We start from the raw sequence: 21,440 nt of genomic DNA on the forward strand, positions 1-21,440 counted from the left end.
ATGGCGGGCGACCTCGTCGCCAGGGTGCTCGTCGACTCGCCCCTCCCGCAGCTCGACCAGCTCTTCGACTACCGGGTGCCCGATCGGCTGCGCGACGTCGTGCGCGCCGGCATGCGGGTGCGGGTGCCGCTCCGCACCGGCGGGCGCATCGCGAACGCCTGGCTCGTCGAACTCGGCGACCACAGCGAGTTCGCGGGCCGGCTGAGCGAGCTCGACGATGTCGTCTCCGAGGCGCCGATGCTCACGCCGGAGGTGTGGCGGCTGGCGCGTGCCGCGGCCGACCGCGCCGCCGGCAATGCGAGCGACATCCTGCGGCTCGCGATCCCGGGGCGGTACGTGCGCGCCGAGCGCGCCTGGCTCACTGCGGAGCCCGATCCCGGCCCGCTGCCCGTCGACCCGCCCGCTCCGCCCGGCGGCGCGGAGGGTGCGCTCGCGCGCGGGCTCGCCACGGGCGAGCGGATGGCTCTCGCGGCCGACGCCCGCCCCGTCCGGCTGCCCGACGGCACCTGGGTGGGGGCCTGGGCGAGCGAACTCGCCCTCGCGGCGGCGAACGTGCTCGCGAGCGATCGCAGCGCGATCCTCGTGGTACCCGACTACCGCGACCAGGAGCAGCTCGAGGCGGCGCTCGGGGCCCTCGTCGACGCGCGACGCGTGCTCCGCACCGACGCCCGGCAGACCGGTCCCGCGCGCTACCGGGCCTTCCTCGACGCGACGGGCGAGGCCGCGCGCATCATCGTCGGCAACCGTTCGGCCGTGTACGCCCCCGCGGCCCGGCTCGGTCTCATCGCCTTCTGGGACGACGGCGACGGGCTCATGAACGAGCCGCTCTCGCCCGGTGTGCACCCCAGGGACGCCGCCCTCATCCGTCAGGAGCAGTCGGGCGCCGCCCTCCTCTTCGCCGGCCACACCCGCAGCGTCGAGGTGCAACGGCTGGTCGAGCTCGGCTGGGTGCACGAGGTCCCGCTGCAGAAGCCCGTGCGGCCGCGGGTCGTCGTCACCGAGCGGCAGGCGCAGACCGAACCGGGCTCGGCCCGCATCCCCTCCGCCGCCTGGCGCGAGGCGCAGGAGGCGGCCGCGCTCGGCCCGGTACTGGTGCAGGTCGCCCGGCCCGGCAACGCGCCGCTCCTGGTCTGCGACCGGTGCCGCGAGCCGGCCAAGTGCGCCGCGTGCAGCGGTCCGCTCGCGATTCCGCGTTCGGGCGGCGTCGCCGTGTGCACGCTCTGCGGCACTGCGGCGAGCGCGTGGCGCTGCCCGGTCTGCGAGGGCACCAAGCTGCGCGCCGCGACCGTGGGGGCGAGCCGGACGGCCGAGGAGCTCGGGCGGGCGTTCCCGCGCACCCGGGTCATCCTGTCCGACGGCGAACGGCCGGTCCTGCGGGTGGGACCCGAGCCGGCGCTCATCGTCGCCACGCGGGGGGCCGAGCCGTTCGCCGAGGGCGGCTACCGGGCCGTGCTGCTGCTCGATGGCGAGCGGATGCTGCTGCGCGAGACGCTTCGGGTGGCCGAGGACTGTCTGCGCTGGTGGTCGAACGCCGCCGCGCTGGCCGCGCCCGGGGCGCCGGTGTTCCTCGTCGGCGTCGCCGGGGAGCTCGCCTCGGCGCTCGCGACCTGGCGGCAGCCCGAGTGGGCGGCGCACGAGCTCGCCTCCCGGCGCACCCTCCGCTTCCCGCCGGCGATCCGGGTGGCGAGCGTCACGAGCGGGCGCGAGCGCCTCGCGCGGGCGCTCGACGCCGTCACGGAGGCCGTGCCGGGCGTCGACGTGCTGGGGCCCGTCCCGGTGGACGAGGGGCTCGAACGCGCCCTCGTGCGCTTCGACTACGGGCAGGGCGCCGCCGTCGCCCGCACGCTCGAGGCGGAGATGATCCGCGCGGCGACCGAGCGGCGCAAGCCGGTGGCGGGTCGGCAGGTGAAGCGGCCGATCCTCCGGGTCCGCTTCGACGACCCGGAGGTGCCCTGAGCCGGTCCCGCCTCCGCGCGGCGCCTCCCGCGCATCCGGGAGAATGGCCGGGTGACCTCTCTGCGCCTCGTCTTCGCCGGAACCCCGGCCGCCGCCGTCCCGAGCCTCCGACGGCTCGCCGCCTCCCGGCACGAACTCGTCGGCGTCGTGACGCGTCCGGACGCCCCGCTCGGGCGGAAGCGCGTGCTGACCCCGTCTCCCGTCGCCGCCGCCGCGACGGAGCTCGACGTGCCGACGATCAAGGCGGCCCGTCTGGACGCCGAGGCGACCGCGTCGATCGCCGCCCTCGAGCCCGATCTCGGCGTGATCGTCGCCTACGGCGGCCTCGTCCGCGAGCCGCTGCTGAGCGCGCCCCGGCTCGGCTGGATCAACCTGCACTTCTCACTCCTCCCGGCCTGGCGCGGTGCGGCGCCGGTGCAGCACTCGATCATCGCGGGCGACGACGAGCACGGCGCGGCGGTGTTCCAGCTCGTTCCGGAGCTCGACGCGGGCGCGGTGTTCGCCGCGCTCCGCCGACCCGCCGACCGGCTGGCGACGGCGGGGGAGACGCTCGACCGGCTCGCCGTCGAGGGCGCGGAACTGCTGGCCGGGGTCGTCGACGCGCTGGCCGACGGGACCGCGGTGGCCCGGCCGCAGTCCGGTGAGCCGAGCTTCGCTCCGAAGCTCTCGCTCGACGACGGGCGGCTCGACTGGACGCAGCCCGCGGCCCGGGTGCTCGACCGGTATCGCGGTGTCACGCCGGAGCCGGGCGCATGGGCGATGCTCGACGGCGTGCGGGTCAAGGTGCTCGAGGCCCGCCTCGCCGAGCCGAGCGGGGCGCCCGAGGCGGGCGCCGCGCTGGTGCCCGGAGAGTTGGCGCCGGAGCGCCGGCGACTCCTCGTCGGCACGGCCGACGCGGCGATCGAGCTCGTCCGCGTCCAGCCGGCCGGGCGAGGCGCGATGTCCGCGGCCGACTGGGGGCGGGGGCTTCCGGCCGGTGCCCGCTTCGAGGCCTGACGGTCGACGGTCCGCCGCGTCGCCGGGCCCCGGTCCGGGCCCGTACAGTTGACGGGTGGTCAGGAAGCAGGAGCGCAGCGCTGGACGCGAGCGGGGGACGGCGCCCCGTCAGGTGCGGGTGTCGCCCGCGCGGATCGTCGCGTACGAGGTGCTCGAGGCGGTGCGCGACGACGAGGCGTACGCCAACCTCCTGCTCCCGAAGCGCATCGAGCGCTCCAAGCTGAGCCCAGCCGACGCGGCGCTCGCGACCGAGCTCACCTACGGCACCCTGCGGATGCAGGGCTACTACGACCGCATCATCGAGCTCGTCTCCGAGCGCGATCGCACGGCCATCGATCCCGTCGTGCTCGACATCCTCCGCCTCGGCGCGCACCAGCTGCTCGCCACCCGGGTGCCCCTGCACGCCGCGGTGAACGAGCAGGTCGTGCTCGCGAAGCGGCTCGCCCCCGCGGCCAGCGGCTTCGTCAACGGCGTGCTGCGCACCATCTCCCGCTCGACGCCGGAGGAGTGGCGCGGCTGGGTCGCCGACGAGACGACGGGCGGCGAGCTCGAACGGATGGCGGTGCTCGAGAGTCATCCGGAGTGGATCGTGCGGGCCTTCGCGCAGGCGCTCGAGCGTGAGGGTCGAGCCGAGGAGCTGGCGTCGCTCCTGGCCGCCGACAACGCCGCGCCGCGGGTCAACCTGGTTGCGCTGCCCGGGCTCGGCGACGAGCCGGTGGCGGAGCTCGGCGCGCCGAACCGCTTCTCGCCGATCGGCTTCACGGCCGCGAACCCGTTCGAGCTCATCGCCGCTCACGAGGGGCGGGTGCGGGTGCAGGACGAGGGGTCGCAGCTCGCGGCGCTCGCCCTCAGCCGGGCGCGCCCGGTGGAGCCGGGGGAGCGCTGGCTCGACCTCTGCGCAGGGCCCGGCGGAAAGACGGCCGTGCTGGCCGCCGAAGCGCTCGCGGCCGATGCCGAGCTCGTCGCGAACGAGCTCGGCGAGGCGCGCGCGGAACTCGTGCGCAAGGCCGTCGCCGGCGTGCCGCTCGACGTGCCCGTGCGGGTCGGCGACGGCCGGTCGGTGGCGGCCGCCGAGCTGGACGCGCCCGCCGGCTTCGACCGGATCCTGCTCGACGCGCCGTGCACCGGGCTCGGCGCGCTCCGTCGCCGTCCTGAGGCGCGCTGGCGCAAGCAGCCGAGCGACGTCGCCGAACTCACCGCCCTGCAGGGGGAGCTCTTCGATCACGCCGTGGAACTGCTCGCGCCGGGCGGACTGCTCGCCTACGTGACGTGCTCGCCGCACACGGGCGAGACCCACGGCACGCTCGCCGCGGCGATGCGCCGCTGGGACGGCGCCATCGAGCCGGTCGACACCCGCTCCGTCGTCGCGTCCGTGGCACGGGACGAGCTCGACCTCGCCGGCGAGCCCGAGACCGTGCAGCTCTGGCCGCACCGCCACGGCACCGACGCGATGTTCATCGCCCTGGTGCGCCGCGTCGGGTGAGTCACCCCGCCGCTCGCTAGGCTTCGAGCCATGACGACGCGCATCAATCCGAGCATCCTGGCCGCCGACTTCGCGAACTTCGAGCGCGAGCTCGGGCGCATCGCCACGGCCGATCTCGTGCACGTCGACATCATGGACAACCACTTCGTGCCGAACCTCACCTTCGGGTTGCCGATGGTGGAGCGGCTGCAGCAGGTCAGCCCGATCCCGCTCGACGTGCACCTCATGATCGACGACCCGGACCGCTGGGCACCGGGCTACGCCGAGGCGGGCGCGGCGAGCGTCACCTTCCACGCCGAGGCCGTCGCCGACCCGGTGGGGCTCGCCCGCCGGCTCCGCGAGATCGGCGCCCGCGCCGGCATCGCGCTGAAGCCCGGCACCGCGGCGGAGGCCTACCTCGAGCTGCTGCCCGAGTTCGACCAGGTGCTCGTGATGACGGTGGAGCCGGGCTTCGGCGGCCAGTCCTTCATGCCCGAGACGATGCCGAAGCTGCGCCTCGTCGCCGACGCCGTGCGCGCCGCGGGCCTCGACGTCTGGCTGCAGGTCGACGGCGGCGTCACGGTCGACACGATCGGCATCGCGGCCGAGGCGGGCGCGGACACTTTCGTCGCGGGCTCCGCGGTGTTCCGCGGGGTTCCCGAGGAGCAGATCGCGGCGCTGCGGGCGGCGGCGTCGTCGCACGGTCACGCGCACCGGTAGCCTAGGAGGGTGAAGACCTTCGACGACCTCTTCGTCGAGCTCAGCGAGAAGGCCAGGACCCGCCCCGAGGGTTCCGGCACCGTGCGCGAGCTCGACGCCGGCGTGCACGCCATCGGCAAGAAGATCGTTGAGGAGGCGGCCGAGGTCTGGATGGCTGCCGAGTACCAGAGCGACGAGGAGACGGCCGGCGAGATCTCGCAGCTGCTCTACCACCTCCAGGTGCTCATGCTGGCCAAGGGCCTCGAGCCGGCCGACGTGTACCGACATCTGTGATCGCGCCCATGCCCGATCCGAACCGTCGACACGAAAGTCAGGACATGCTCCGCATTGCCGTGCCCAACAAGGGCTCGCTCTCCGACACCGCCGCCCAGATGCTCTGGGAGGCGGGGTACACCGGTCGCCGAGACCCGCGCGACCTCCACACCGCCGACCCGCGCAACGGGGTCGAGTTCTTCTACCTCCGCCCGCGTGACATCGCGACGTACGTCGGCTCCGGCGCCCTCGACGTCGGCATCACGGGCCGCGATCTGCTGCTCGACTCCGGGTCCGACGCGACCGAGATCGCCTCGCTCGGCTTCGGCGACTCGACGTTCCGCTTCGCGGCGCCCGCCGGCGGCTTCTCGACGCTCGAGGACCTCGAGGGGGTGCGGGTCGCCACGAGCTACCCGGGTCTCGTCGGCGACTTCCTCGCCCGCCACGGCGTGACCGCCAAGCTCGTCAAGCTCGACGGCGCCGTGGAGTCCGCCGTGCGGCTGGGCGTCGCCGACGCCGTCGCCGACGTCGTCTCCACGGGCTCCACGCTGCGCAAGGCCGGTCTCGAGATCTTCGGGCCGGTCATCCTGCAGTCCGAGGCCGTGCTGATCGGCTCGGGCGTCGACAAGCCCGGCACTGGCACGCTCGTGCGCCGCCTGCAGGGCGTGCTCGTCGCCCGCCAGTACGTGCTGCTCGACTACGACGTCCCGGTCGCGCACCTCGAGCAGGCCACCGCGGCCGCCCCGGGCTTCGAGTCGCCCACGGTCTCGCCGCTGCACGACCCCGACTGGGTGGCCGTCCGGGTGATGATCCCGCGCACCGACATGAACCACGTCATGGACGCGCTGTACGAGATCGGCGCCCGCGCCATCCTCGTCTCGGCGATCCACGCGGCCCGGTTGTGAGGGCGGCGCGATGAGCCTCGCCGTCCGGGTCATCCCGTGCCTCGACGTGGCCGCCGGCCGCGTCGTGAAGGGCGTCAACTTCCAGAACCTGCGCGACGCGGGCGATCCGGTGGAACTCGCCGCGCGCTACGCCGAGCAGGGCGCCGACGAACTCACCTTCCTCGATGTGACCGCGACGGTCGACGACCGCTCGACGACGTACGACATGGTGCAGCAGGTCGCGGAGCAGGTCTTCATCCCGCTCACCGTGGGCGGCGGCGTGCGCTCCGCCGAGGACGTGGCGCGCCTGCTCGGCCACGGCGCCGACAAGATCGGCGTGAACAGCGCCGCCATCGCCCGGCCCGAGCTCGTCGCCGAGATCGCGGACCGCTTCGGCGCGCAGGTCGTGGTGCTCTCGCTCGACGTGAAGCGCTCGGAGCGCACGCCCTCCGGATACGTCGTCACCACGCACGGCGGTCGCACCGAGACCGAGCTCGACGCCCTCGACTGGGCTCGTCGGGCGATCGAGCTCGGCGCGGGGGAGCTGCTCGTGAACTCGATCGATGCCGACGGCACGAAGGCCGGCTTCGACCTCGAACTGACGGCCCTCATGCACGAGCTGTCGAGCGTGCCGGTGATCGCGTCGGGCGGGGCCGGGCGGGTCTCGGACTTCGCGCCGGCGATCGCCGCGGGCGCCGACGCGGTGCTCGCCGCCTCGGTGTTCCACAACGGCGAGATCACGATCGGCGAGGTGAAGGCGGCGCTGGCCGCCGACGGGAGGACCGTGCGATGACGAGCACGACGGATGCCGCGATCGAGCGGGCCGCGTTCAACGCCGACGGGCTGCTGCCCGCCATCATCCAGCAGTGGGACACCGGCGAGGTGCTCATGCTCGGCTGGATGGACCGCGAGGCGCTGCGCCGCACGCTCAGCGAGGGCCGGGTGACGTTCTGGTCGCGCTCGCGTCAGGAGTACTGGCGCAAGGGCGACACCTCGGGCCACGCGCAGTACGTGAAGTCCGCCGCGCTCGACTGCGACGCGGACACCCTGCTCGTGCGCGTCGAGCAGATCGGCGCCGCGTGCCACACCGGAACCAGGACCTGCTTCGACGGCGACCCGGTGCCCGTGGTCGTGGGCGACGCGCCGGACGCCGCGGGAGGCGACGCATGACGAGCACGGCGACGACCACGTTCGAGGGCTTCCAGACCCTCCTCGGCGGGCGCCGTGTGGTGCCCGTGGTGCGGGAGCTCTTCGCCGACGGCGAGACGCCGGTGGGCATCTACCGGAAGCTCGCGGAGGGGCGACCGGGCAGCTTCCTGCTCGAGTCCGCCGAACAGGGCGGCATCTGGTCGCGCTACTCCTTCGTCGGCGTCGCCTCGCACGGCGTGCTGACCGAGCGCGACGGGCAGGTCGAGTGGCTCGACTACGGGCTGCCCAGGGAGCGTGCGCTCGGCGAGGCGGCCGAGCTCGCGCCGCTGGCCGCCCTCGAGGCGCTGTACGAGCGCTGGGCCACGGAGGACGTGCCCGGTGCGCCGCCGCTCACCGGCGGACTCGTCGGCTTCATCGGCTGGGAGGCGATCCGTCAGATCGAGCGGCTGCCGAACCAGCCGCCCGCGGATTTCCGGGTCCCCTCGCAGGCGTTCGCCTTCGTCTCCGAGCTCGTGGTCATCGACCACCGCACGGGCACCGTGCAGCTCGTCGCCTCGGCGCTGAACGACGGCGTCGACGACGCCGAGACGCTCTGGGCCGATGCGCAGGCGCGCCTCGACCGCATGCAGGGCGGTTTGGCGCAGCCGGCCGAGGCGCGTCTGGCGCAGGTCGACCTCGGCCTCGCCGCGGCGCCCCGGCACCGCACCGATCGCGAGGACTTCCTCGCCGCGGTCGATCGCTCGAAGGCGTACATCCGTGACGGCGACGTGTTCCAGGTCGTGATCTCGCAGCGCTTCGAGCAGGAGGTCACCGCCGAGCCGGTCGACGTCTACCGGGTGCTGCGGAGCCTCAACCCGAGCCCGTACATGTACCTGCTCCACCTGGAGGACACCGCGGGGGAGCCGTACTGGATCGTCGGCTCCTCGCCCGAGGCGCTCGTGAAGGTCGAGGACGGCCGCGTCTACACGCACCCCATCGCCGGGTCCCGCCCGCGGGGCGCGACGCCGGAGGAGGACGCCACGCTCGAAGCCGAGCTCGAGGCGGATCCGAAGGAGCGCGCCGAGCATCTGATGCTCGTCGACCTCGCCCGCAACGACCTCGCGAAGGTGTGCGTCGCCGGCTCCGTCGAGGTCACCGAGTTCATGCGCATCGAACGCTTCAGCCACATCATGCACATCGTGTCCTCGGTCGAGGGCGACCTCGCGCCGGGGCGGAACGCGGTCGACGTGTTCCGGGCGACCTTCCCGGCCGGCACGCTCTCGGGCGCGCCGAAGCCGCGCGCCCTGGAGATCATCGACGAGCTCGAGCCCGCGCAGCGCGGCGTCTACGGCGGCGTCGTCGGCTACTTCGGCTTCGGCGGCGACGCCGACCTCGCGATCGCCATCCGCACCGCGCTCATCCAGGGCGGCGTCGCCCGCGTGCAGGCCGGGGGCGGCCTCGTCGCCGACTCGGTGCCCGAGGCGGAGTTCCAAGAGTCCGTGAACAAGGCCGCGGCCCCGCTCAAGGCGGTCGCGGTGGCGAACGCGATGCAGCGGGTGGGCGCATGACGCCGGGACGGTTGAAGCTCACCGCCATCCTGGGGGCGATCCTCGGCGGCGGCCTCGCCATGCTGAGTTGGAGCCAGAGCTGGTTCGAGCTGCACCTCGTGGCCGGTGCCGGCGGCGACGGCACGGCGATCGCGGTGAGCGGGCAGCTCGCCTCGCCGGCGCTCGCGGCGCTCGGCCTCGCGGCCCTCGCGCTGTCCGCCGCCCTCGCTCTCGCCGGCCCCGGCCTGCGGATCGTGCTCGGCGTGCTCGAGTTCCTGCTGGGCGGCTGCGTCGTCCTCGCCGCGGCGCTCACCCTCGGCGACCCCGTGGCCGCCGTCGCCCCCGCGGTGACCGAAGCGACCGGGGTGGCAGGCGCGGAGCCGACCGCCGCGCTCGTGGCGAGCGTCGACGCGAGCCTCTGGCCGCTCGCCGCCTTCGCCGGCGGCGCCCTGCTCGTGCTCTCCGCACTGCTCGTCTTCGTGACGGGCGCGAAGTGGCCGGCCTCGTCGAGCCGCTACGGCAGCACCAAGCTCCGTCAGGATGGCGCAGCAGCACCGGTGTCGAGCCGCGACCGCGCCGTCGAGGAGTGGGACGAGCTGACCCGCGGCGACGACCCCACCGGTGAGGGCCAGGAGCCCGCCGAGGCGCAGGCCGACCCTGACGACCACCCCGACCGGCCGACCGCGCGGGGCGACGAGCCCGGCGCGGCCGACCGGTAGACTTGCCAAGACCCCGCAACGAAGGAGCACCATGACCACTGAGCACGCAGACCCCGGCCACGGACACTCGCCCGCGGCGTGGACGGCCGTCGTGATCATGCTCGTCGCGTTCACGATCGGCACGGTCGCGTTCTTCTTCGAGCTCGAGTGGCTCGTCTGGGCCTCGGCGGGCCTGCTCGTCGTCGGCGCACTGGTCGGCTGGGCGCTGGCCAAGGCCGGCTACGGCGTCGGCGGGGCCAAGAGCTCCGTCAGCTCGCACTGACCGTGCTCGCCGAGCTGACGGCCAACGCCGTCGCCGACGCCGAGGCGCGCCGGCAGACTCGTCCGCTCGCCGAGGTCGAGCGCGCCGCGCTGGCGCGCCCGGCCGCCATCGACGCGCTCGAGGCGCTGCGACCGGCCGATCGGGTGAAGGTGATCGCCGAGATCAAGCGCTCGAGCCCCTCGCGGGGCGCGCTCGCGACGATCACCGACCCGGCCGCGCTCGCGCGCGACTACGAGCTCGGCGGCGCGAGCGCGATCAGCGTGCTCACCGAGGGCCGCCGCTTCGGCGGCTCGCTCGACGATCTCGAAGCGGTCCGCGAGGCGGTCGCGCTCCCGGTGCTGCGCAAGGACTTCCTCTCGACGCCGTACCAGGTGTTCGAGGCCCGCGCGGCCGGCGCCGACCTCGCGCTGCTGATCGTCGCCGCGCTCGACGACGCGACGCTCGCCGAGCTCTACGCGCTCATCACCGAGCTCGGCATGACCGCGCTCGTCGAGGCGCACTCGGCCGAGGAGCTCGATCGCGCCGCCGCGCTCGGCGCGAAGCTGATCGGTGTGAACGCGCGCGATCTGAACACCTTCGAGCTCGACCGCGATCTGTTCGGCCGGCTCGTCGACCGCTTCCCCGACGGCGCGATCCGCGTCGCGGAGTCCGCGGTGCTCTCGCCCGACGACGTGGCGCACTACCGCCGGGCCGGCGCCGACGCCGTGCTCGTCGGCGAGGCGCTCGTCACGAGCGACCCGGTGGCCACCCTCTCTGCATTCCTGGCGGTGTGACATGGCGCTCCGAGACGCCCACGGTCCGTACTTCGGCGACTTCGGCGGGCGGTTCGTGCCCGAGTCCCTCGTCGCCGCGCTCGACGAGCTCTCCGAGGCCTACGAGCTCGCGAAGCTCGACCCGGCCTTCCACGAGGAGCTCGCCGAGCTGGGCCGCAGCTACACCGGCCGCCCCTCGATCATCACCGAGGCGCCCCGCTTCGCGGAGCACGCGGGCGGCGCCCGCATCATCCTGAAGCGCGAAGACCTCAATCACACGGGCTCGCACAAGATCAACAATGTGCTCGGCCAGGCGCTGCTGACCAAGCGGATCGGCAAGCCGCGCGTGATCGCCGAGACCGGCGCGGGACAGCACGGCGTCGCGACCGCGACCGCTGCCGCGCTCTTCGGCCTCGAGTGCACGATCTACATGGGCGAGGTCGACACCGAGCGCCAGGCGCTCAACGTCGCCCGCATGCGCCTGCTCGGCGCCGAGGTCGTGGCCGTGAAGACCGGCTCGCGCACCTTGAAGGACGCGATCAACGACGCGATGCGCGACTGGGTCACGAACGTCGAGACGACGAACTACGTCTTCGGGACGGTCGCCGGTCCGCACCCGTTCCCCGAGATGGTGCGCGACTTCCAGAAGATCATCGGCGAGGAAGCGCGGGCGCAGGTGCTCGAGCTGACCGGCGCACTGCCGACCGCGGTGGCGGCCTGCGTGGGCGGCGGCTCGAACGCGATCGGCATCTTCCACGCCTTCCTCGACGACGCCGACGTTCGGCTCATCGGCTTCGAAGCGGGCGGCGAGGGCGCCGAGACGCCCCGGCACGCGGCGACCATCACGAAGGGCCGCCCCGGCGTGCTGCACGGGGCGCGCAGCTACCTGCTGCAGGACGAGGACGGCCAGACCATCGAGTCGCACTCGATCTCCGCCGGCCTCGACTACCCGGGCGTGGGGCCAGAGCACTCGTGGCTCGCGGCGCTCGGCCGGGCCGAGTACCGCCCGGTCACCGACGCCGCCGCCATGGAGGCGCTGCGGCTGCTCACCCGCACCGAGGGCATCATCCCCGCGATCGAGTCGGCCCACGCCCTCGCGGGCGCGCTGGAGCTCGGTCGCGAGCTCGGCCCCGAGGCCGTCATCCTGGTGAACCTCTCGGGCCGCGGCGACAAGGACATGGACACGGCCGCGGAGTACTTCGGCCTCTACGACGGGGAGCAGGCGTGATGCGGACGGTCGGCGAGGTCATCGCCCGGCGCAATCGCGAGGCGGCCGGCGCGCTCATCGGCTACCTGCCGGTCGGCTTCCCCACGCTCGACGAGAGCGTCGAGGCGGCCGTGGCGCTGGTCGAGAACGGCGTCGACGTGCTCGAGCTCGGGCTGCCGTACTCCGACCCCGTCATGGACGGCCCGGTCATCCAGGCGGCGACGCAGCAGGCGCTGCAGAACGGGTTCCGCATTGCGGACGGCTTCGAGGCGGTGCGCCGCATCACGGAGCGCACGGATGCCCCGGTGCTGATCATGACGTACTGGAACCCCGTCGTGCAGTACGGGGTCGACCGCTTCGCGGACGAGCTCGCCGCCGCCGGGGGAGCCGGGCTCATCACGCCCGACCTGATCCCCGACGAGGGGGCCGACTGGCTGGCCGCCACCGAGCGCACCGGCCTCGACCGGGTGTTCCTCGCCGCGCCGACGTCGACCGACGCCCGCCTGGTCAAGACCGTGGAGGCGAGCCGCGGCTTCGTCTACGCCGTCTCGACGATGGGCATCACGGGCGCGCGCTCCGACGTCGACCGCGCCGCCCGCACGCTGGTGTCGCGGCTGCACGACGCGGGCGCCGAGGCCGCCTGCGTGGGCGTGGGCATCTCGACCGCGGCGCAGGTCGCCGAGGTGCTCGAGTACGCCGAGGGCGCCATCGTCGGCTCCGCGCTCGTCGCGGCGGTCGCCGAGGGCGGCGCCGAGGCCGCCGGCCGGCTCGCGGCCGAGCTCGCGCGCGGCACGCGCCCGCAGTGAAGTACGCTCATGTGGGCCGCCGTGGCGGCCGCACCACCTGACGAAAGGCAGTCGACGGCGTGATCGCACCGTTCAGCATCCCGAGCCCGGACTACTCGTGGCAGGTCTTCGAGCTCAACCTCTTCGGGTGGCAGCTCAACATCCACACCTACGCGCTGTGGATCCTGCTCGGCATCATCCTCGCGGTCATCATCACCTCGCGCCGGCTCACGAAGCGCGGCGCCGAGCCGGGCATCGTGCTCGACATCGCGCTCTGGGCGGTGCCCCTCGGCATCATCGGCGCGCGGTTCTACCACGTCTTCACCCACCCGAACGACTACTTCGCCGGCCAGGAGTGGTGGAAGATCTTCGCGATCTGGGAGGGCGGCAACGCCATCTACGGCGCGCTCATCGGCGGTGCGGTCGGCGTGCTCATCGCGTGCCGCATCACGGGCCTGCGCTTCCTCTCCTTCGCCGACGCGCTCGCGCCGGGCCTCCTCGTGGCCCAGGCCGTCGGCCGGCTCGGCAACTGGTTCAACCACGAGCTGTTCGGCTCGCCGACCGATCTGCCCTGGGGCCTCGAGATCGAGTACTCGAACCCGGCGTGGCCGCAGGGCCTGCCCGAGGGCACGCTGTTCCACCCGACGTTCCTCTACGAGATCATCTGGAACCTCGCCGGCGTCGCCGTGATCCTGCTCCTCGAGCGCAAGGGCGGCCTGCGCTGGGGCAAGGCCTTCGCGATGTACCTCATCTGGTACGGCCTCGGGCGCTCGTTCCTCGAGTCCATCCGCGTCGACCCGAGCGAGATGCTCTTCGGCATCCGCTCGAACGTCTGGGCGTCCTTCGCGGCCGTCGTGATCGGCGTCATCCTGCTGATCGTGCAGTCGCGCCGGCACACCGGGCTGGAGCCGAGCGTCTACGCACCGGGCCGTGAATGGCAGCGGCCCGATGCTGTTGTAGACTCTGACGAAATCGAGTCCGAATCGGACTCGCTCGACGACGGCGTCGAGTCCGAGAACGCCCCTGAGTCGGCCGCCACAAGCCCAGGCCGCTCGTCCTCCGTCTAGGAGTCAGTCCCCGTTCTCCCGCAGCGGCGCCGCACCTCGTGCCGTGCAGATCCCTTGCGAAGGGCCGACGGCGTCCCCTCCTTTTCCGCTTGCTGAGAGGACGGTTCCCGTGTCGCTCACCCCTCCCTTCTCGCGGTTCGGCACCGTGCCGGCCGCACAGGGCCTGTACGACCCAGCCGCCGAGAAAGACGCCTGCGGGCTCGCGATGGTCGCGACGCTCCGCGGCACCGCCGGGCACGACATCATTACCGCGGCGCTCGACGCGCTGCGTCACCTGGAGCACCGCGGGGCCATCGGCTCCGACGCCGGCACCGGTGACGGCGCGGGCATCATCACCCAGATCCCCGACGAGTTCCTGCGAGCGGTGACCGAGTTCCCGCTGCCCGCGGCGGGGGAGTACGCGGTCGGCAACGCCTTCCTCCCGGTCGACCCCACTTCGCGCAGCCGCATCAAGCAGTCGCTCGCCCGGCTCGCCGCCGAAGAGGGCCTGACGGTCCTCGGCTGGCGCGAGGTGCCCGTGCGGCCCGAGCAGCTCGGCACGCTCGCCCGTCAGGCGATGCCCGCCGTGCAGCAGCTCTATGTGCGAGCGGCGAACGCCGAGGGGGCGCCAGCCGTCGCCGGCATCGCGCTCGACCGGCTCACCTTCCGGCTGCGCAAGCGCGCCGAGCGGGAGCTCGAGCTGTACTTCGCTTCGCTGTCGGCGCGCACGCTCGTCTACAAGGGCATGGTCACGACGCTCCAGCTCGAGCCGTTCTACCCGGACCTCTCCGACGAGCGCTTCGCGTCGAAGCTGGCGCTCGTGCACTCGCGCTACTCGACGAACACCTTCCCCTCGTGGCCGCTCGCGCAGCCGTTCCGCATGATCGCGCACAACGGCGAGATCAACACGATCCAGGGCAACCGCAACTGGATGCGGGCCCGGCAGTCGCAGCTCGAATCCGAGCTCCTCGGCGAGCTCGACCCGATCCTGCCGATCGTGACGCCTGGCGCGAGCGACTCCGCCTCCTTCGACGAGGTCGTCGAGCTGCTCACGCTCTCCGGGCGCAGCCTCCCGCACGCCGTGATGATGATGGTGCCGGAGGCCTGGGAGAATCAGGCCGGCATGGATGCCGAGCGCCGCGCCTTCTACGAGTACCACTCGATGCTCATGGAGCCGTGGGACGGCCCCGCGGCGATCGTGTTCACCGACGGCTCACTCGTCGGAGCGACGCTCGACCGCAACGGCCTCCGCCCCGGCCGCTACCTCGTCACCGACGACGGCCTCGTCGTGCTGGCGAGCGAGATCGGCGTGCTCGACATCGAGCCGTCCCGCGTGGTCCGCAAGGGCCGCCTGCAGCCGGGTCGCATGTTCCTCGTCGACACCGAGGCCGGCCGGCTCATCGAGGACGACGAGATCAAGCGCGAGCTCGCCGCCGCGGCGCCGTGGGGCGAGTGGCTCGACGAGAGCCGCATCCGGCTGGCCGACCTCCCGGAGCGCGAGCACATCGTGCACCCGCCGGCCTCGGTGAACCGCCGCCAGCGCACCTTCGGCTACACCGAGGAAGAGGTGAAGATCCTGCTCGCGCCGATGGCGCGCACGGGGCAGGAGCCGCTCGGGGCGATGGGCTCCGACACGCCGATCGCGGTGCTCGCACAGCGCCCGCGCCTGCTGTTCGACTACTTCACGCAGCAGTTCGCCCAGGTGACGAACCCGCCGCTCGACTCGATCCGCGAAGCGGTCGTGACCTCGCTCGGCACGGGGCTCGGGCCGGAGCGCAACCTGCTGACGGCCGGCCCGGAGCATGCCAGGCAGGTCTCGCTCGACTTCCCGGTGATCGACAACGACGAGCTCGCGAAGATCGTGCACATCGACCCGATGCCGGGCTCGCGCACGACGGTCACGATCCGCGGCACCTACCGCTTCGACGAGGGCCCCGACGCGCTGCGCGACCGCCTGGCCGCGATCTGCCGCGAGGTCGACGAGGCGATCGCCGAGGGCGCCTCCTTCATCGTGCTGAGCGACCGCGACTCCAACAAGGACCTCGCCCCGATCCCGTCGCTGCTCATGCTCTCGACGGTGCACCACCACCTCATCCGGGCGGAGACGCGGATGCGCGTCGGGCTCATCGTGGAGGCGGGCGACGTGCGCGAGGTGCATCACGTCGCGCTCCTCATCGGCTACGGCGCCTCCGCCGTGAACCCGTACCTCGCGATGGAGACGTGCGAGGACCTCGTGCGCTCCGGCGTCATCACCGGGGTGAGCCCGGAGGACGCGGTGCACAACGTGATCAAGGCGCTCGGCAAGGGCGTGCTGAAGATCATGTCGAAGATGGGCATCTCGACCATCGCCTCCTACGCGGGGGCGCAGGCCTTCGAGGCCATCGGCCTCTCGCAGGAGTTCATCGACGAGTACTTCACGGGCACCACCTCGAAGCTCGGCGGCATCGGCATCGACGTCATCGCGGCCGAGAACCTGAGCCGGCACACCGAGGCGTACCCCGAGGACGTCGCCGTGCGCGCCCACGAGCGGCTCGCGACGGGTGGCGAGTACCAGTGGCGCCGCGACGGCTCGCCGCACCTCTTCAACCCCGAGACCGTGTTCCGCCTGCAGCACTCGACGCGCAACCGTCGCTACGACGTGTTCCGGGAGTACACCGATCTCGTCGACTCGCAGGCCGAGGAACTCATGACGCTCCGCGGTCTGTTCGCCCTCCGCAGCGGGGTGCGCCCGCCGGTGCCGCTCGACGAGGTCGAGCCGGTGTCGTCGATCGTGAAGCGCTTCTCCACCGGCGCGATGAGCTACGGCTCGATCTCGAAGGAGGCGCACGAGACGCTCGCCATCGCGATGAACCGGCTCGGCGCCAAGTCGAACACGGGCGAGGGCGGCGAGGACCTCGACCGGCTGCTCGACCCCGAGCGGCGCAGCGCGATCAAGCAGGTCGCCTCCGGCCGATTCGGCGTGACGAGCATGTACCTGACGCACGCCGACGACATCCAGATCAAGCTCGCGCAGGGCGCGAAGCCGGGCGAGGGCGGTCAGCTGCCGCCGACGAAGGTGTACCCGTGGGTCGCGCGCACGCGGCACGCGACCGCGGGCGTCGGCCTGATCTCGCCGCCGCCGCACCACGACATCTACTCCATCGAAGACCTGAAGCAGCTCATCTTCGATCTGAAGCGCGCGAACCCGAAGGCGCGCGTGCACGTGAAGCTCGTGAGCCAGTCGGGCATCGGCGCGGTCGCCGCCGGCACGGCCAAGGCCCTCGCCGACGTCATCCTGGTGTCCGGCCACGACGGCGGCACCGGCGCGAGCCCGCTGAACTCGCTGAAGCACGCGGGCACCCCCTGGGAGCTCGGTCTCGCCGAGACGCAGCAGACGCTCATGCTGAACGGCATGCGCGACCGCGTCGTCGTGCAGGTCGACGGGCAGCTCAAGACCGGCCGCGACGTCATCATCGGCGCCCTGCTCGGGGCCGAGGAGTTCGGCTTCGCCACGGCGCCGCTCGTGGTCGAGGGATGCATCATGATGCGCGTCTGCCACCTCGACACCTGCCCCGTCGGCGTCGCGACGCAGAACCCGGAGCTGCGCAAGCGCTTCACGGGCAAGCCCGAGTTCGTCGTGAACTTCTTCGAGTTCATCGCGGAGGAGGTGCGGGAGCACCTCGCGGCGCTCGGCTTCCGCTCGATCGACGAGATCATCGGCCGCCGCGAGCTCCTCGACGTCGACCGCGCGGTCTCGCACTGGAAGGCCTCGGGCCTCGATCTCACGCCCGTGCTCATCGGCCCGGACTTCGCCGACGCCGAGCCGCGCAAGCACGGCCGCGAGCAGGACCACGAGCTCGAGGAGCACTTCGACAACGAGCTGATCGCCCGGGCCCGCCAGGTGCTCGAGCAGGGCGGCCACGTCGAGATCGAGCTGCCGATCAAGAACACCGAGCGCGCCGTCGGCACGATGCTCGGCCACGAGGTCACCGCGCGGCACGGTGCGAACGGCCTCCCCGAGGGGGCCATCGAGATCACGCTCTCCGGCTCGGCCGGGCAGTCGCTCGGGGCGTTCCTCCCGGCCGGCATCACGCTGCGGCTCGAGGGCGACTCCAACGACTACGTCGGCAAGGGCCTCTCGGGCGGACGCATCGTGGTGCGCCCCGCGCCGACGGCGAGCTTCGCCGCCGAGCGCAACGTCATCGCCGGCAATGTGATCGGCTACGGCGCGACCCAGGGCAGCATGTTCATCCGCGGCATCGTGGGCGAGCGCTTCCTGGTGCGCAACTCGGGCGCCACCGCCGTCGTCGAGGGCGTGGGCGACCACGCGCTCGAGTACATGACGGGCGGGCTGGCGCTGATCCTCGGCGCCACGGGACGCAATCTCGGTGCGGGCATGTCGGGCGGCACGGCGTACGTCCTGGGTCTCGACGAGGCCCTGGTCAACCGTGAATCGCTCGCCAACGGCGAGCTGGAGCTCCTGGCGCTCGGTTCGGCCGACCGCGAGATCGTGCGCGACCTGCTCGAGCAGCACCTCGCCGAGACGGGCTCCGCGGTCGCGGCCTCCCTCCTCGAGCAGGGCGACGCGGCGTTCGACCGCTTCACCAAGGTGCTCCCGCGCGACTACGCCGCGGTGCTCCGCACGCGGCAGAGCGCCGTCGACGAGGGGCTCGACCCCGACGGCGAGATCGTCTGGACCCGCATCCTGGAGGTGACGGGTGGCTGAGACGATCGCGAACACGAATCCGAACGGCAACACGAGCGGTATGGAGGTGACGGGTGGCTGACCCGAAGGGCTTTCTGAAGGTCACCGAACGGGAGCTGCCCAAGCGGCGCCCCGTTCCGGTGCGGATCATGGACTGGAAAGAGGTCTACGAGCCGGGCGACTCCGCCCAGCTGCGCCGGCAGGCCGGCCGTTGCATGGACTGCGGCGTCCCGTTCTGCCACCAGGGCTGCCCGCTCGGCAACCTGATCCCGGAGTGGAACGACCTCATGTGGCGCGGCGAGGGTCGCGCCGCGATCGAGCGGCTGCACGCCACGAACAACTTCCCGGAGTTCACGGGTCGGCTCTGCCCGGCCCCGTGCGAGTCGGCGTGCGTCCTCGGCATCAACCAGCCGGCCGTCACGATCAAGCAGGTCGAGGTCTCGATCATCGACCAGGCCTTCGGCAACGGCTGGGTGCAGCCGCAGCCGCCCGGCCGACTGACCGGCAAGACCGTCGCCGTCGTCGGCTCCGGGCCCGCGGGCCTCGCCGCCGCGCAGCAGCTCACCCGCGCGGGCCACACGGTCGCGGTCTTCGAGCGCGACGACCGCATCGGCGGCCTCCTGCGCTACGGCATCCCCGACTTCAAGATGGAGAAGCGCCACCTCGACCAGCGCCTCGCGCAGATGACGGCCGAGGGCACCCGCTTCCGCGCGGGCGTCGACATCGGCACCGACATCTCCTGGGACGAGCTCCGCTCGCGCTACGACGCCGTCGTGGTCGCGACGGGCGCGATGGTCCCGCGCGATCTGCCGATCCCCGGACGCGACCTGCCGGGCGTGCACTTCGCCATGGAGTACCTCGTGCAGGGCAACCGCGCGGCCGCCGGCGATCCGGTCTTCGACCAGATCAGCGCCGAGGGCAAGCACGTGGTCGTCCTCGGCGGCGGCGACACCGGCGCCGACTGCATCGGCACCGCGCACCGCCAGGGTGCGCTGAGCGTGACGAACCTCGCGATCGGCCGGCAGCCGGGTGAGGCGCGCAGCGCGGCGCAGCCCTGGCCGATGCATCCGACCCTCTTCGAGATGCAGAGCGCGCACGAGGAGGGCGGCACGCGCGAGTACCTCGTGTCGACCGTCGAGTTCCTCGCGAACGACGCGGGCGAACTCCGCGCCGTGCGCGTGGCCGAGACCGAGTTCGTCGACGGACGCCGGGTGCCGAAGTCGGGCACCGAGCGCGAGATCCCGGCGGACCTCGTGCTGCTCGCCCTCGGCTTCACCGGGCCGGAGACCGAGACCATCCAGCCGCAGCTCGAGCTCGGCGTGACCGACCGCGGCGCTCTCGCCCGCGACGCGCAGTACGCGACCGAGCAGCCCGGCGTCTTCATCGCGGGCGACGCCGGTCGCGGGCAGTCGCTCATCGTGTGGGCGATCGCCGAGGGCCGGGCGGCGGCGGCGGCCGTCGACCGGTACCTTGAAGGGGACACGAGATTGCCGAGCCCGATCCCTGCGACGGCTCGCGCCTTCTCCGTCTGAGCGTCGGCGGCGCGAGCCGCCGGCACCGCACCGCGTTCGCGCGGAACACCTGGGAGCACATACGAATATGAGACGAGCGAAGATCGTCGCCACCCTCGGGCCGGCGACATCGAGCTATGAACAGATCCGAGCGATCATCGATGCGGGCGTCGACGTCGCCCGCATGAACCTGAGCCACGGCACGTACGACGTGCACGAGGCGGTCTACCAGAACGTCCGCAAGGCGGCGAACGACTCCGGTCGCGCCGTGGCGGTGCTGGTCGACCTCCAGGGCCCGAAGATCCGTCTCGGCAAGTTCGAGGGCGGACCCTACGAGCTCGCCGAGGGCGACATCTTCAAGATCACGACGGAGGACGTCGTGGGCACGAAGGAGCTCGTCGGCACGACGTTCAAGGGCCTGCCGCAGGACGTGGCGCCCGGCGACTTCCTGCTGATCGACGACGGCAAGGTGCGCGTGCAGGTCGTCGAGACCGACGGCGTGGTCGTGACCACCAAGGTCGTCGTCGCCGGCCCGGTCTCGAACAACAAGGGCATCAACCTTCCCGGCGTCGCCGTGAACGTCCCGGCGCTCTCCGAGAAGGACGAGGCCGACCTCCGCTGGGGCCTCGAGCTCGGCGCCGACCTCATCGCGCTCTCCTTCGTGCGGAACGCCGAGGACATCGTCCGCGTGCACGAGATCATGGACGAGGTCGGCCGGCGCGTGCCGGTCATCGCCAAGATCGAGAAGCCGCAGGCGGTCGACCACCTCGAGGGCATCATCGAGGCCTTCGACGCGATCATGGTCGCCCGCGGCGACCTCGGCGTCGAGCTGCCGCTCGAGGCCGTGCCGATCGTGCAGAAGCGGGCGGTCGAGATCGCCCGTCGACTCGCGAAGCCCGTCATCGTCGCGACGCAGATGCTCGAGTCGATGATCCACAGCCCGGTGCCGACGCGCGCCGAGACGAGCGACGTCGCGAACGCGGTGCTCGACGGCGCCGACGCGGTCATGCTGTCCGGCGAGACGAGCGTGGGCGAGTACCCCGTCATCACGGTGCAGACCATGGCGCGCATCGTCGAGTCGACCGAGAAGCACGGCCTCGAGCGCGTCCCGCCGCTCGGCACGAAGCCGCGCACGCAGTCCGGCGCGATCACCGCGGCCGCGGTCGAGGTCGCCGACTTCGTCGACGCGAAGTACCTGTGCGTGTTCACCGAGTCGGGCGACTCCGCCCGCCGGATGGCCCGCCTGCGCAGCGACATCCCGATCCTCGCGTTCACGCCGGATCAGGCGATCCGCCGACGCATGGCGCTCTATTGGGGCGTCGACACCTTCGTCGTCGAGCGCGTCACCCACACCGACCAGATGGTCGAGCAGGTCGACGAGGCGCTCGCGAAGTCGGGTCGGGCCGCGGAGGGCGAGACGGTCGTCATCGTCTCCGGTTCCCCTCCCGGCATCCCCGGCACGACGAACGACGTGCGCGTGCACAAGGTCGGCGAGGTCCTCTAGGCCCGATGACCCTGCGGCGGGCCCG

Annotated in this window: 18 protein-coding genes; all 18 read left to right on the forward strand. The window is 72.7% G+C overall.

Annotated elements, in window-relative coordinates; genetic code table 11:
- The 18 genes from IEY71_RS09315 (at position 1) to pyk (ending at position 21,415) form a co-directional block, all read left to right on the forward strand.
- Positions 1–1,956, forward strand: coding sequence for a primosomal protein N' family DNA-binding protein (locus IEY71_RS09315; protein ID WP_189084916.1), 1,956 nt, complete (start codon positions 1–3; stop codon positions 1,954–1,956).
- A gap of 60 nt (positions 1,957–2,016) precedes the next feature.
- Positions 2,017–2,952, forward strand: coding sequence for a methionyl-tRNA formyltransferase (fmt, locus tag IEY71_RS09320; protein ID WP_189085162.1), 936 nt, complete (start codon positions 2,017–2,019; stop codon positions 2,950–2,952).
- Between the two features lie 112 nt (positions 2,953–3,064).
- The gene (locus IEY71_RS09325; protein ID WP_189085163.1) at positions 3,065–4,435 is read left to right on the forward strand and encodes a transcription antitermination factor NusB; all 1,371 of its coding nucleotides are present in this window, start codon (positions 3,065–3,067) and stop codon (positions 4,433–4,435) included.
- Positions 4,436–4,465: 30 nt separating this feature from the next.
- Positions 4,466–5,134 carry a ribulose-phosphate 3-epimerase gene (gene rpe, locus IEY71_RS09330; protein ID WP_189084917.1) on the forward strand — a complete coding sequence of 223 codons (669 nt, stop codon included), beginning with the start codon at positions 4,466–4,468 and terminating at the stop codon, positions 5,132–5,134.
- A gap of 9 nt (positions 5,135–5,143) precedes the next feature.
- Positions 5,144–5,407 carry a phosphoribosyl-ATP diphosphatase gene (locus IEY71_RS09335; protein WP_189084918.1) on the forward strand — a complete coding sequence of 88 codons (264 nt, stop codon included), beginning with the start codon at positions 5,144–5,146 and terminating at the stop codon, positions 5,405–5,407.
- Between the two features lie 44 nt (positions 5,408–5,451).
- Entirely contained in the window at positions 5,452–6,291 is an 840-nt protein-coding gene (gene hisG / locus IEY71_RS09340; protein WP_189084919.1) for an ATP phosphoribosyltransferase, read from the forward strand.
- Between the two features lie 10 nt (positions 6,292–6,301).
- Positions 6,302–7,063: an imidazole glycerol phosphate synthase subunit HisF gene (hisF, locus tag IEY71_RS09345; RefSeq protein ID WP_189084920.1), complete on the forward strand. Its 762-nt coding sequence runs from the start codon at positions 6,302–6,304 to the stop codon at positions 7,061–7,063.
- On the forward strand, positions 7,060–7,440 hold the full coding sequence (gene hisI, locus IEY71_RS09350) for a phosphoribosyl-AMP cyclohydrolase (protein WP_189084921.1): 381 nt from the start codon (positions 7,060–7,062) through the stop codon (positions 7,438–7,440). Before hisF ends, hisI begins: the two co-directional genes overlap by 4 nt.
- Positions 7,437–8,966 carry an anthranilate synthase component I gene (locus IEY71_RS09355; protein WP_189084922.1) on the forward strand — a complete coding sequence of 510 codons (1,530 nt, stop codon included), beginning with the start codon at positions 7,437–7,439 and terminating at the stop codon, positions 8,964–8,966. The genes hisI and IEY71_RS09355 overlap by 4 nt, the downstream gene beginning before the upstream one ends.
- Positions 8,963–9,664, forward strand: coding sequence for a Trp biosynthesis-associated membrane protein (locus IEY71_RS09360; RefSeq protein ID WP_189084923.1), 702 nt, complete (start codon positions 8,963–8,965; stop codon positions 9,662–9,664). Before IEY71_RS09355 ends, IEY71_RS09360 begins: the two co-directional genes overlap by 4 nt.
- A gap of 31 nt (positions 9,665–9,695) precedes the next feature.
- Entirely contained in the window at positions 9,696–9,926 is a 231-nt protein-coding gene (locus IEY71_RS09365) for a DUF6704 family protein (RefSeq protein ID WP_189084924.1), read from the forward strand.
- A 2-nt stretch (positions 9,927–9,928) separates the two neighbouring features.
- On the forward strand, positions 9,929–10,699 hold the full coding sequence (gene trpC, locus IEY71_RS09370) for an indole-3-glycerol phosphate synthase TrpC (RefSeq protein WP_189084925.1): 771 nt from the start codon (positions 9,929–9,931) through the stop codon (positions 10,697–10,699).
- A 1-nt stretch (position 10,700) separates the two neighbouring features.
- Positions 10,701–11,906 carry a tryptophan synthase subunit beta gene (gene trpB, locus IEY71_RS09375; protein WP_189084926.1) on the forward strand — a complete coding sequence of 402 codons (1,206 nt, stop codon included), beginning with the start codon at positions 10,701–10,703 and terminating at the stop codon, positions 11,904–11,906.
- Complete coding sequence (gene trpA, locus IEY71_RS09380; RefSeq protein WP_189084927.1) at positions 11,906–12,691, forward strand: tryptophan synthase subunit alpha; 786 nt, start codon at positions 11,906–11,908, stop codon at positions 12,689–12,691. Before trpB ends, trpA begins: the two co-directional genes overlap by 1 nt.
- A 59-nt stretch (positions 12,692–12,750) precedes the next feature.
- Positions 12,751–13,737, forward strand: coding sequence for a prolipoprotein diacylglyceryl transferase (gene lgt / locus IEY71_RS09385; RefSeq protein WP_229781609.1), 987 nt, complete (start codon positions 12,751–12,753; stop codon positions 13,735–13,737).
- 109 nt (positions 13,738–13,846) lie between these two features.
- The gene (gene gltB / locus IEY71_RS09390; RefSeq protein ID WP_189084928.1) at positions 13,847–18,421 is read left to right on the forward strand and encodes a glutamate synthase large subunit; all 4,575 of its coding nucleotides are present in this window, start codon (positions 13,847–13,849) and stop codon (positions 18,419–18,421) included.
- 53 nt (positions 18,422–18,474) lie between these two features.
- A complete protein-coding gene (locus IEY71_RS09395) occupies positions 18,475–19,932 on the forward strand; it encodes a glutamate synthase subunit beta (protein ID WP_189084929.1) in 1,458 nt (485 codons plus the stop codon).
- 67 nt (positions 19,933–19,999) lie between these two features.
- Positions 20,000–21,415: a pyruvate kinase gene (gene pyk, locus IEY71_RS09400; RefSeq protein WP_189084930.1), complete on the forward strand. Its 1,416-nt coding sequence runs from the start codon at positions 20,000–20,002 to the stop codon at positions 21,413–21,415.
- Positions 21,416–21,440 lie beyond the last annotated feature (25 nt).

Source organism: Agromyces mediolanus (genome assembly GCF_014648575.1).
Classification (GTDB): Bacteria; Actinomycetota; Actinomycetes; order Actinomycetales; family Microbacteriaceae; genus Agromyces; species Agromyces mediolanus.

Bases quoted from the DNA above. Each gene is read 5' to 3' on its own strand.
- IEY71_RS09355 (WP_189084922.1), top strand. From the start codon at position 7,437: ATGACGAGCACGGCGACGACCACGTTCGAGGGCTTCCAGACCCTCCTC.
- rpe (WP_189084917.1), top strand. From the start codon at position 4,466: ATGACGACGCGCATCAATCCGAGCATCCTGGCCGCCGACTTCGCGAAC.
- IEY71_RS09315 (WP_189084916.1), top strand. From the start codon at position 1: ATGGCGGGCGACCTCGTCGCCAGGGTGCTCGTCGACTCGCCCCTCCCG.
- pyk (WP_189084930.1), top strand. From the start codon at position 20,000: ATGAGACGAGCGAAGATCGTCGCCACCCTCGGGCCGGCGACATCGAGC.
- hisI (WP_189084921.1), top strand. From the start codon at position 7,060: ATGACGAGCACGACGGATGCCGCGATCGAGCGGGCCGCGTTCAACGCC.
- trpB (WP_189084926.1), top strand. From the start codon at position 10,701: ATGGCGCTCCGAGACGCCCACGGTCCGTACTTCGGCGACTTCGGCGGG.
- IEY71_RS09360 (WP_189084923.1), top strand. From the start codon at position 8,963: ATGACGCCGGGACGGTTGAAGCTCACCGCCATCCTGGGGGCGATCCTC.
- IEY71_RS09365 (WP_189084924.1), top strand. From the start codon at position 9,696: ATGACCACTGAGCACGCAGACCCCGGCCACGGACACTCGCCCGCGGCG.
- trpA (WP_189084927.1), top strand. From the start codon at position 11,906: ATGCGGACGGTCGGCGAGGTCATCGCCCGGCGCAATCGCGAGGCGGCC.
- hisG (WP_189084919.1), top strand. From the start codon at position 5,452: ATGCTCCGCATTGCCGTGCCCAACAAGGGCTCGCTCTCCGACACCGCC.
- hisF (WP_189084920.1), top strand. From the start codon at position 6,302: ATGAGCCTCGCCGTCCGGGTCATCCCGTGCCTCGACGTGGCCGCCGGC.